Below are 11,461 nucleotides of genomic sequence, written 5' to 3'. Positions count from 1 at the left end.
GGTCATGATCTGATCGCGCACCGCCTCGGGGATGCGGTTCCTCTGCCTGCCGATGCGGTCACGGTCTCGGACTGGTGCAAAGCGGCGGTTGCGACCGAAATCGCAGAGTGACAGCGCTTCGACAAATAAAGTCAGCCAGAGACCTTCCCAAGGCAACCTCGGTCCGGGGGGGCCGCGCTCACGATGTCGCACAAGGTCTGATAGACTTGAGTGGCCGCGGCAAGGACCACCCCGCCCTGCGCGTCGGAACTGACGGGGCGCGCTTGACCGCCAGCCTCGGTGATCATGAGCACACCTGCCAGACAATCCCACGGGTTCATATGCGGCTCATAATATCCACCCAACCGTCCTGCCGCAACCTGCGCCAACATCAGGGCACCTGATCCGTTGCGGTAGAAAATGCCCCCTGCCCGCATCAGCCCGCCGATCACGCCCGCCACATGGTCGGGATCGGTCCGGTGGCTCGCGCCTATGGCGACCAGACTATTGTCAATGCGATGTGCCGGGTCACAACGCAGCGGTGCCGCGTTCAGATGGGCCCCACCTCCCCGGACAGCCGTGAAGACCTCGCCCGACAACGGATGTGCTGTGACAGCGGCCACGGTGTCGCCGCCCTTCACCAGCGCGATCACCACACACCAATGCGGCAGCCCTGCAAGAAACGGCGAGGTGCCGTCAATCGGATCAATCACCCACATAAAGCCGCTGCTTCCCGCCTGCGCGCCGCCTTCTTCGCCCAGAATGGCATCCTGCGGAAAGGCCGCCAGCAGCCCTTCGCAGATCAGGTCTTCCACCTCGCGGTCGGCCCGGCTGACGATGTCCTGCGGGCTGGCCTTGGCCTCGATCACCAGCCGGTCGCGGTTCTGGAAATGGCTGAGCGCAAGCGCCCCGCCCGCCGTGGCAAGGCGCTGCGCAAGGTCAAATCGGGCATGGATTGCATCGGTCATGGTGTGTCCTCAGGCAACGCGGAAAACGTCGGTATGGGTGATGTGCAGCGACACGGCCTGCCCTGCTTCCAGTCGCGGCTCGAAGATCGGGCGCGAGACCAGCATCTCGCCGACCCCGGCGGCCACGGCATATTCCATCCGGCTGCCCAGATAGGTGGCCGTCACCACGCGGTCAGGCCCGCCGGGGGCCAGGGTGATGCGTTCCGGGCGGATCGACAGGGTGGCCGGGCCATCGGGGCCGATCACGGGCAGGGACAGGCCGGGGGCGGTGAAATGGCCCTGCGCCACCGTGCCCCGGATCAGGTTGGCGTCCCCGATGAAATCGGCGATGAAGGGGGTCGCCGGGCGTTCATAGAGATCGGACGGTGTGCCGATCTGCGCGATGCGGCCCCGGTCCATCACCACGATCCGGTCGGATACCGCCAGCGCCTCTTCCTGATCATGGGTCACATAGACCGCCGTCAGGCCAAAGCGGCGCTGCAGGCTGCGGATCTCCTCGCGCACCTTGCGGCGCAGTTTCGCATCGACGTTGGACAGAGGCTCGTCGAACAGGATCACATCGGGTTGCTGCACGATGGCGCGGGCGACGGCCACCCGCTGCTGCTGACCGCCCGAGAGTTCCGCCGGAAGCCGCGCCTCCAGCCCCACCAGCCCGACCTGATCGAGGATTTCGCGGGCTCGGGCCTGCGCTTGCGCCTTTGGCGTGCCCCGGATCGAGGGGCCATAGGCCACGTTGTCGAGCACGGTCATGTGCGGAAACAGCGCGTAGGATTGAAACACCATGCCCACATTGCGGGCCGAGGCAGGGTCGCGGCTGACATCGCGCCCGGCGATGAAAACCTGCCCCTCGGTCGGCAGTTCCAGTCCCGCAATCAGGCGCAAAGACGTTGTCTTCCCGCAGCCCGAGGGACCGAGGAATGTCACCAGTTCGCCCTTGGCGATTGACAGGTCGATCCCCGCCACGGCAACGGCGTCGCCATAGCGTTTCACCACGCCCCTGAAATCAATGGCTATCTCGGTCATGTCATCCCTCATTCCGTCGGCGGCGCGCTGCTGGTGACCGCGCTGCGTCGTCCCAGCCGGGCGCGCCCCACGACAAGGTTCATCAGCGCGACACAGGCCACCATCACCAGCATCAGAACGGTTGAGTAGGCCATGGCAAGCGCATATTCGCCGTTTCCGACACGACCCATAATGTAGGCTGTCGCCATATTGTGCCGAGCAGAGACAAGAAAGATCACTGCCGAAACCGCCGTCATGGCGGTAACAAAGGAATAGACCAGCGCAGTAAAGATTGCAGGTCGGATCAACGGCAAAACAACGTCGCGCAGCACGCGGCCCCCGCCTGCGCCCATGGTCTGGCTGGCCTCCTCCATGCTGCGGTCGATCTGCGCCAGTGCGGCGATGCCTGCCCGCATGCCGACCGGCAGGTTGCGGAACACGAAACAGATCACCAGAATCCACAGCGTGCCCGTCATGTCGATCGGCGGCACGTTAAAGGCGGCGATGTAACTGACACCGACAACCGTGCCGGGAATGGCAAAGGACAGAAGCGTTCCGAACTCGAACGCCCGCTTGCCAACAAAGTCCTGCCGCGCAATCAGCCATGCAGTCAAAATGCCGATGCCCATGGTCAGCGGGGCCGACAGGGTTGATACCCAAAGCGTCGTGATCATGCTATTCCAAGCTGATCCAAACAGTTGCAGACCCCGCTCGCCCAGCTCGAACGAAAATGCCGTCCAGAGATGGCTGAAGGTTGGAGACATCTCCATCCGGGCGATGTCGGTGACAAAGCCGCCGATCAGGATGATCACATAGACCCCGACCGTCACGAGGACAAAGGGCAGCACCGCCGCCACCGCTGCCCATTTGATCAAGGGCGGCACCGGAGCCACAAGGCCTGCGTCCGACTTGCCGGTGACGGTGACATAGCTGGACCGGCCCAGCCAGCGCGTCTGTAGCCAGAACGCGGCAACCGTCAGGCCCAGCAACAAAACCGACAATGTCGCGGCTTGGCTGAGGTCGTATTGCGCCCCGACGACCGCGAAGAAAATCTTGGTCGAAAGCACATCATAGCTGCCGCCCAGCACGATGGGATTGCCAAAATCCGAAAGGCTTTCGATGAACGCGAGCAGAAACGCAGCCGCCAGCGCCGGGCGCAGAAGCGGCCAGGTCACCGTGCGGAATGTGGTCACGGGCCGGGCGCCGAGTGTGGTCGAGGCTTCCTCCAGCGTCGGGTTGATCGCCTCCAGCGCCGACAGGATCACCAGAAAGGTCACCGGCGTAAAGGCCAGAACCTGCGCAAGCAGGATTCCGGGCAACCCATAGACCCAACGCGACGGGCGCATACCGAACCATTCCGCCACCTCTACCGTCACGACCCCGGTGCGCCCGAACAGCACGATGATCGCCACGCCAACCACAAAAGGCGGCGTGATGATCGGCAGAATGGCAATCGCCCGCAGGAACCGCCTCATCCGGAAATCGGTGCGCGCCACCAGCAGTGCCAGCGCCAGCCCCAGTGTTGCGGCAAAGGCGGCCGACAGCACGCCCAGAACCACTGTATTGACCACCACGCCGCAGCGCCCGCCGCCCGTCAGACAGCCGATCGACCAGAGGTCAGGCGCGGTGATCCGAATCAGGAAAGGCAGCGCCGACAGCGTGCCGTCTGGTGCGATGAACGCCGCAGACATCAACGTAAGGATCGGAAAGAACACAAAAAGAGTCAGCGCCGCCACGATGCCGACGATAGAGAACGCGGCAAACCGTTCACCCCGGCAGAACCCACGCGCGGCAAGCACCTCGGCCAGCACCCCGACAAGTGCGATGCCTGCCACCCACGCCCCCCAGCCGAACCCCGGCTGCCCGTTCGCCGCCGCCGGAAACAACACTGCGATGCCGGGCATTGCAGGCCCGCGCAGCCCGATGCCAAACCCCTGCAGGATCAACCAAACCAACCCGACCCCGACCAGCACCGCCCCGGCGGGATGCACGCGCCAGTCGCGCGTTCCAAACGCAAGGGCCGCCAGCCCCAGCGCCACCGCCACCAGTGGCAACAGCCAGACCCGACCCGCAAGACCTTCAGTCAGCGCCGATGAAAATATGGCCCCACCCTTGAACCAGGGCAGGGCCAGAACAGTGGCCAGCAACAGGGCGGACCAGAAAAGACCAACCCGACCCATCCTTGCCGTCATCACTTGGGCAGAATGCCGATTTCTGCATCCCAACGCGCCAGCAGCGCCGAGCGCACTTCAGACGAGCCGAACCGGGCAAAATCGTAGTCGATCAACTTGATATCGATCAGCTTCGGGGCTTCGGGCGGGGTTGCCGCGTTGCTGTTCGACGGCACCTGGAAGCTCTTCGCGGTTGCGCCAATCTCTTGTGCTGCGGGCGACAGCGCCCAGTCGTACCAGATCTTGGCGGCATCGGGGTTCGGTCCGCCCAGGATCAGCGACATCGATCCAACCTCATACCCCGTGCCCTCGCAAGGGGCGACGGTCACGATCGGCGCGCCGCCAACGGCTTCGGCGACGGCGTCGTGCATGAACACGATGCCCACGGCGGTTTCACCGGTCGCCGCGGCCCGGATCGGGGCGGCACCCGACTGGGTGTACTGGCTGATGTTGGCGTGCAGTTGGGCCAGATAGGCAAAGGCCTCATCCTCGCCCATCAGCTGCACCATCGTGGCCAGCATGGTGTAAGACGTGCCCGACGAGTTCGGATTGGCCACCTGAATATCGTCGACAAACCGCGCGTCAAGCAGATCGCTCCAGCAGGCAGGCGGGTTTTCGGTAACCATGGTCGAGTTGTAGCCATAGCCGAGCGCGCCGGCATAGATGCCAACGGTCTTGTACCCCGAGGTTTCGGCCTGCGCTACGGCCCAAGGCTGCAGATCAGCCAGCAGGGGCGAGCGGTATTCCTCGGTCAGGCCCTCCTGAGCGGCCTGCAGGTGCGGGTCGCCGGTGCCGCCCCACCACACGTCGCCGCGCGGCTGGCCTTCCTCGGCCTTGATCTGGGCAAAGGTCTCGCCACTGGACTTGCGGGTCATCAGGACGTTGATGCCGGTTTCACGGGTAAAGGCTTCGGATTGCGCGCGGCACCATTCTTCGCCGACTGAACAGTAAAGCACGAGCTCGTTGGCCTGCGCAAAGGCGCTTGCCGGCTGCAAGGAAAGCGCCGTGGCACCGATGAGGGTAAAGCGTCTAATCATGGTCAATCTCCCGTTTGGGCCCCACATCGGCAGGGCAACATTATTAGCTTACGCGCTAAGGACTATGGCCAAAGCTCATCGCGACAATCCTTCGGTCACAACTGTGACAGGATGACCGGAGATGAGCTGTGTTAACACTCCTAAGCATGTTGGTCTTTCAGTCTACACAAATGTCGAGTAACGGCAAAATGTGACAGTCGCACAACGAACGGGCCGACCAACGTATTGTGCCTGCACGGACCGAGGAGAACACCAATTATCGAGACCAACATGCCCCTGATCGAGCTTTTGCGAAAGCATGATCAGGGCGATTTTCTGCGCGCCGTGACCGAAGGCCGTGCTTCAGACTTTGATGGAGCATGACGTTGAAGGGATGATCGACACTGGCCGCTAAGAACGCGGCGAGGACCGCCAGACCTACCGGAACGGCCATCTGGACCTGTCGCGTATTTGCNGAACGGCCATCTGGACCTGTCGCGTATTTGCGCCGCCCCCAGTGCTCATTTAGGCCACTTGGCGTTCGAAGGCCAAGGGGCTTTTTCCCCAATGCTGAGTGCCGACGGCGTGGGTTATAGAAGCCGTTGATGTATTGGAAGATGGCTGTCTCAGCCTGTCGGCGGGTTTCCCAGGTGCGCCGCCAGATCAACTCTACCTTGATGGTCTGGAAGAAGGTCTCGACGGCAGCGTTATCGTAGCAATTGCCCTTGCCGCTCATCGACTCCCTGAACCCCTGCTCGTGCAGGATCTTCTGGTAGTCATGCGAACAGTATTGGCTGCCCGTTGCCCGGCAACGGTTTGCTTGCAAACCGTGAGAGGGGCGGTCGCTGTGGAAGATGCAGCCCCGAGGCGGGGATCGCAGGGCGATGGCCGTCTTCAAGGCCCGGATCGCCAGATCGCGTTTCACACGGTTGCTCACGGCCCAACCGATCACGCGCCGGGAGTGCAGGCCCAGGATCACCGCCAGACACAGCCAGCCTTCGCGGGTCCAGATGTAGCTGATATCGCCCGCCCATTTTTGGTTCGGCCCGGCCGCACTGAAGTCGCGATCCAGCAGGTTCGGGGCGATGTTGAACGTGTGGTCGCTGTCGGTTGTTGCTTTGAATCTGCGTGTTCTTTCAACCACAATCCCGTTCTCGCGTTTGAGCCGCCTGACCCTGCGATGCCTGACATCGACGCCGACTTCCTTTAACTCTTCGGTCATCCTCGGGCGGCCATAACTGCCCAGGCTCAGGCGCGCCATCTGCTTGTTGTGCGCCAGAACGACCATGTCCATGTGCTGCCTGCGGCTGGCCGGACGGCTTCGGAAGGCCCGCAGGCCACGCGGGCTGACATTCATCACCCGGCACAGCCGATCAACCGGGAAAGCCCCGCGCTGTTCCTCGACAAACCGAAACCTCACGGCTTTTGGCTCGCGAAGAACTGGGTGGCTTTTTGTGGGATGTGGTAGGGCTGAAGTTCAAGGCCAAAAATATAACGACACCCGGCGCAGAACAAGGCCTGCCGGTGACCGATTTTGCGACCCATGGCGGCAGCGTTCCGGTGCGGCTACGCGGCGGGCGTGTGGTGGCGGCCGTCACGGTGTCCGGCCTGCCCCAGGCCGATGATCACGCGATGGTTGTCGCCGCACTCACGGCGGAATTGGACCGGATCGGGGCAGAGTAACGCAAACGTCCCGGCAGCCAGTCCGGCGGGCCGCTGGAGAGCCGCTGTTCGTCAGTTGTTTGTAATCCTGGGGTGCTGCGATCAATCCGAGCTATGATCGGCCTGACGCACCAAGACCCAAAAATATTGTCCTGGCGGCCTCAAAGACAGGTTCATGGGTATCCTGCAGGATCGCCAGTCGGTCGAAGCGGCTGGGGTCTATATTGACGGCAAAGCGCAGGGCTGTTCCAAAGACCATGCGCAGCTCGGTTCCGATGTTGAATTTGCAGATTCGCGTATGCACCGCCAGCTCGGCGCGCTGTCCACGGGGCACCCCCGAGCCGCCGTGAATGACCAAAGGAGCATCTGTTAGCGCCTCGATCGCTCGGATGCGGGCCAGGTCGAGCCCGGTGCCGGGCCCCTGCTGCAAATGCACGTTGCCCACGGAAATCGCCATCGCATCGACCCCGGTTTCTTGCGCAAATCGCGCCGCCTGCCCGGGGTCCGTCCCGGCAGACCCAGCGCCGCCAGCATAACCGACATAGCCGATCTCGCCCTCGCAAGATGCACCCGCCGCATCGGCGAGGGCCACCACTGCGGCCGTCTGCGCGATGTTCTCATCCAGCGGCAATTTTGACCCGTCGAACATCACTGACGTAAACCCCGCATCGAGCGCCGCCTTGCACTCATCCAGAGTGTAGCCATGGTCAAGATGCACAACCACCGGCACATCGACGCTGGCGGCAAGATGCCGGAACATTGCAGCCAATACCGGTAAAGGCGTGTGGGCGCGACACCCTGGCCCGGCCTGAAGGATCACCGGCGCGCATTCGGCCTGTGCGGCCATCACATAGGCGCGGGTGTCTTCCCATCCCAGACACACAAGGCCGGGTACCGCGTATCCACCCCGAAGCGCCGGTTGCATCACATCGGCCAGCGTTGCGATCGTCATTTGAACTTAGCCACCATGTCCATGATGCCGGGAATTGTGTGCAGTTGCGCGGCGTGGGTGGGTTGGAAATACTGCTTCAGGCTGCGCTGGCTTTGACCGCCCAGAATGGTGAAGTAATACATCTCATACCCCGGCAGCACACAGCAGGGGTGGTAGCCCTTGTCAATCAGCACGGTGGACCGGTTCATGATGTGATAGGCGTCTCCCGGCTCGTTATCGACCCGTTGCAACATTTGCAGACCCGAGCCGTAGTCGGGCCGGAAGCGGAAATTGTAGCACTCATCATGCCGCGTCTCGTCCGGCAATCGGTCGGTGTCGTGCTTGTGGCTGGGAAATCCCGACCAGCCGCCTGCGCCCACGGTGTAGAGCTCTGACACGAGCAGGCGGCCGACCCGGTCGTGATAGCCCGCGCCTAGGATATGCTTGATCTTGCGATGGGTCTTGGTGTCATCGGACCCGTACTGAATCTTGTCGATATCAGCCGCCCGAATCGCGAACGGACGCAGCGTCTCGCCAAATCTCGCGCCGGCGACAAAGGTTTCTGTATCTGTCAGCGCGGTGATGCGCGCGCCCACGTCGCTGGGTACATAGACACCCTCGGGCTCGCCATCCCAGACATCCACGCCCCGGTTGCCGATGGAAGCAAAGGTTTCTCCGTGTGTTTCAACTGTGACAGTGCCGGTTGCGGGCACCACGCATGTTTCATAGCCGGGGGTGCGGTAATCAAAGGTTTCGCCCGCCTTCAGGCGGATGATGTTGAAATACACCAGCGGGACCTGAGCGTCTTCCATGTCGACGATGGCGCGGTTCTGGTTGTCATGGGGCGCTATATGCATGGCAGGTCTTTCAGAGAGAGGAATCGGAAGTAAGGGTGGGACCGGGGTGGGTGGCAATGAACGTGTCCAGTTCTGCGATGGTCGGCATAGCCGAGGCGCATCCGACCCGGGACACCACCATGGCGGCGGCCGCCGAACCTCGCTGGATGCAATCCAGCAAGGGCCTGCGCGCAGACAACGCCGCGACAAATGCCCCGAGGAAGCTGTCGCCCGCGCCGGTGGGTTTCAGGGCATGTGTCGGATAGATGCCAGAGGCGAATTCGCCATCGGCGGTCAGGGTGATCGCCCCATGTTCGCCGCGTTTGTAAACCACGATCTGCGCCGATTTTGCCAGATTGCGCGCGCAGTCCAGCCCGTGGGAATAGTCGCCCGCCATGAAGCCGAATTCCACATCATTGCCCACAATCACATCGCACATCGCCCCTGCGCGAGAATAGACCTCTGACGCGACCCCTGCCGATGGCCAGGAATAGGGGCGGTAATCTATATCAAAGATCAGGGGAAGACTCGCAGCGCGGGCAAGATCAAAGGCGCGAAATGCCGCGCTGCGCGACGGCTCGGATGCCAGCACGGTGCCGGTGGTGATCAGGGCGGAGTAGGCTGTGTAATCCACTGCCTCGACATCCGCGACCGTCATCTCAAAATCGGCGGCACCATTGCGGTAGATGACGGACTGGCAGTTCTCGATCCGTGTTTCCACAACGGCCAGAGAATTGCGCGCCTCGCCCCCCGTGCTGCGTACATGGCGGCGATCAACGCCGTAGTAATCAAGCTGGTTCAGGCAAAAGCGTCCGACAGCATCGTCTGACACGCATGTCAGCAGCGCCGCACGACACCCCTGCCGGGTCAATGCCACAGCAATATTGGCGGAGGACCCGCCCAAGGCGGCGCTAAAGCGGGTGGCCTCTTCTGTTCTGGTGCCGGGGGGATCGGCGTAAAGATCCATGCCCGCCCGGCCAATCACCAGAAAGCGCCCGCCAGACACTCGGGAAAGGTCAGCCATCACACGCCCTGCCTTTGCCGGGCACGTCCGGCCTCGACTTCGGCATGTCTGGCGCGCACGTCCGGCGAGTCGGTTACGGTTGCGGTGCCGATTTCCCACCAGGCATGGCCTTGGGTGGTCCAGCCGTCGTAAGGGTCGACTTGCATGACGATCACCGACGTCTTGTGGGCGGCCTTGGCGCGCAAAAACGCCTCGCCCAGTGCGGCGGGGTTGGTGACGGTTTCCGCTATCGCCCCCATGGCGCGGGCATGTGCCTCGAAATCAACGGTGAAAGGGGCAGCGATAGTCGGGCAATCTGCGATCAGATTGTTGAAGCTGTCCTGCCCGGTGTTGTTCTGCAACTTGTTGATAACGGCAAAGCCACCATTGTCGAGCACAAGCACAATCAGCTTTTTGTCTGTCAAAACCGAAGAATAGATGTCGGAGTTCATCAGCAGATAGCTGCCGTCGCCGACAAAAACGATGGTGTCGTGGTCGGGTTCGGCTTCCATCTGTGCTATGCGGGCACCCCAACCACCAGCAATCTCATAGCCCATGCAGGAAAAGCCGAATTCCACATCCACGGTGCCGATACCAAGGGTGCGCCAGTTGGCCGTAACCTCAGCAGGCAGGCCGCCTGCCGCCGTCACCACCCTGTCGCGCGGACTGCAAAGCGCGTTCACAACGCCGATAGCCTGCGCGTAGGAGTTTGGTCGGTTTCCATGCGCGACATTGTCGGCAACGTAGGCATCCCATATCCGGCGTTCAGCCTGTGCGTGTGCGGTCCAACTTTCGTCTGTGCCGCAATCGCCAAGAGCCGCATCCAGAGCCAAAAGGCCTGACCTGGCATCACCGACAATCGTCAGCGACAGATGTTTGGCGGCATCGTGCCGCCCCGCGTTCAGCCCAATCAGCCGGGCGTCTGGCGCAAAGACCGTCCACGATCCAGTAGTAAAATCCTGCAACCGCGTACCCACCGCCAGCACCACATCTGCCTCCCCCGCAATCGCGTTGGCGCTGTCCGATCCGGTCACGCCGATCGGGCCGATGTTGAGCGGATGCGTCGCCAACAAATTGGCTCTCCCGGCGATGGTTTCGACAACGGGAATGCCATGCGTTTCGGCAAAGGCGGTCAATTCGCCCGCTGCACCTGAATACTGCACACCGCCCCCCGCGACGATGACCGGGCGCTTGGCCCCGCGCAGCAGATTTGCGGCCTCGGCAATTTCCAGACTGTCGGGCGACTGGCGGCGGATTCGGTGGACACGCTTGGCAAAGAACGCCGCCGGATAGTCCCAGGCCCAGCCCTGCACGTCTTGCGGCAGTCCGATGAAGGCCGGGCCACAGTCGGCAGGGTCAAGCATTGTCGCCAGCGCAGCAGGTAGCGATTGCAGGATCTGTGCCGGGTGGGTGATGCGATCCCAGTAGCGACTGACGGCCTTGAATGCATCGTTTACTCCAAGGGTCGGATTGCCGAAATGCTCCAGTTGTTGAAGTACCGGGTCTGGCAGGCGGGTCAGGAAGGTATCGCCGCATAGCATCAGCATCGGCAGACGGTTGGCATGGGCAAGGGCCGCCGCCGTAAGCAGGTTGGCCGTGCCGGGCCCCGCGCTGGCCGTGCAGAACATGAAGCGGCGGCGCAATTGGTATTTTGCATAAGCCGCGGCGGCAAAGCCCATGCTCTGCTCGTTCTGGCCGCGATACAGCGGCAAGTCCTTTTGCACCGGATACAGAGCTTCGCCCAGACAGGGCACATTGCCATGACCAAAGATGCCAAAGCCGCCCCCGCAGATCCGGGTCTCGACACCGTCGATCTCGATGAACTGGTTCTTCAGATACCGCACGATGGCCTGCGCCACGGTGAGCCTGACGCTGCTGCCGGTTTGTGTCATC

The 11,461-nt window shown here is 62.5% G+C and carries 9 protein-coding genes and 1 pseudogene; 1 reads left to right on the top strand and 9 read right to left on the bottom strand.

Annotation, left to right across the window (positions count from 1 at the left end):
* Nucleotides 1-131 precede the first annotated feature (131 nt).
* The 5 genes and pseudogenes from EEB11_RS15085 to EEB11_RS15065 form a co-directional block, all read right to left on the bottom strand.
* Nucleotides 132-947 carry an inositol monophosphatase family protein gene (locus tag EEB11_RS15085; protein WP_135432695.1) on the bottom strand — a complete coding sequence of 272 codons (816 nt, stop codon included), beginning with the start codon at nucleotides 945-947 and terminating at the stop codon, nucleotides 132-134.
* A gap of 9 nt (nucleotides 948-956) precedes the next feature.
* Entirely contained in the window at nucleotides 957-1,970 is a 1,014-nt protein-coding gene (locus EEB11_RS15080; protein ID WP_135432693.1) for an ABC transporter ATP-binding protein, read from the bottom strand.
* An 8-nt stretch (nucleotides 1,971-1,978) separates the two neighbouring features.
* A complete protein-coding gene (locus tag EEB11_RS15075) occupies nucleotides 1,979-4,129 on the bottom strand; it encodes an ABC transporter permease (RefSeq protein WP_245298934.1) in 2,151 nt (716 codons plus the stop codon).
* An 11-nt stretch (nucleotides 4,130-4,140) separates the two neighbouring features.
* On the bottom strand, nucleotides 4,141-5,157 hold the full coding sequence (locus EEB11_RS15070) for an ABC transporter substrate-binding protein (RefSeq protein ID WP_210134437.1): 1,017 nt from the start codon (nucleotides 5,155-5,157) through the stop codon (nucleotides 4,141-4,143).
* 504 nt (nucleotides 5,158-5,661) lie between these two features.
* Nucleotides 5,662-6,589, bottom strand: a pseudogene (locus tag EEB11_RS15065) (IS3 family transposase); the annotation flags it as partial.
* Nucleotides 6,590-6,597: 8 nt separating this feature from the next.
* Between EEB11_RS15065 and EEB11_RS20040 the strand changes: the two are divergent.
* Complete coding sequence (locus EEB11_RS20040) at nucleotides 6,598-6,819, top strand: heme-binding protein (RefSeq protein ID WP_280950282.1); 222 nt, start codon at nucleotides 6,598-6,600, stop codon at nucleotides 6,817-6,819.
* Between the two features lie 91 nt (nucleotides 6,820-6,910).
* Here the strand turns inward: EEB11_RS20040 and EEB11_RS15055 are convergent, their stop codons facing one another.
* The 4 genes from EEB11_RS15055 to iolD are packed head-to-tail and all read right to left on the bottom strand — an operon-like array spanning nucleotide 6,911 to nucleotide 11,460.
* Nucleotides 6,911-7,750, bottom strand: coding sequence for a class II fructose-bisphosphate aldolase (locus tag EEB11_RS15055; RefSeq protein ID WP_135432687.1), 840 nt, complete (start codon nucleotides 7,748-7,750; stop codon nucleotides 6,911-6,913).
* The gene (locus tag EEB11_RS15050) at nucleotides 7,747-8,586 is read right to left on the bottom strand and encodes a 5-deoxy-glucuronate isomerase (RefSeq protein ID WP_135432685.1); all 840 of its coding nucleotides are present in this window, start codon (nucleotides 8,584-8,586) and stop codon (nucleotides 7,747-7,749) included. Before EEB11_RS15050 ends, EEB11_RS15055 begins: the two co-directional genes overlap by 4 nt.
* Nucleotides 8,587-8,596: 10 nt before the next feature.
* Nucleotides 8,597-9,589 carry a 5-dehydro-2-deoxygluconokinase gene (iolC, locus tag EEB11_RS15045; protein WP_135432684.1) on the bottom strand — a complete coding sequence of 331 codons (993 nt, stop codon included), beginning with the start codon at nucleotides 9,587-9,589 and terminating at the stop codon, nucleotides 8,597-8,599.
* The gene (iolD, locus tag EEB11_RS15040) at nucleotides 9,589-11,460 is read right to left on the bottom strand and encodes a 3D-(3,5/4)-trihydroxycyclohexane-1,2-dione acylhydrolase (decyclizing) (protein WP_135432708.1); all 1,872 of its coding nucleotides are present in this window, start codon (nucleotides 11,458-11,460) and stop codon (nucleotides 9,589-9,591) included. Before iolD ends, iolC begins: the two co-directional genes overlap by 1 nt.
* Between the last annotated feature and the right edge of the window lies 1 nt (nucleotide 11,461).

It is taken from the genome of Pseudotabrizicola sediminis (assembly GCF_004745575.1).
Classification (GTDB): Bacteria; Pseudomonadota; Alphaproteobacteria; order Rhodobacterales; family Rhodobacteraceae; genus Pseudotabrizicola; species Pseudotabrizicola sediminis.
This window is presented reverse-complemented; position numbering and strand designations above follow the sequence as displayed.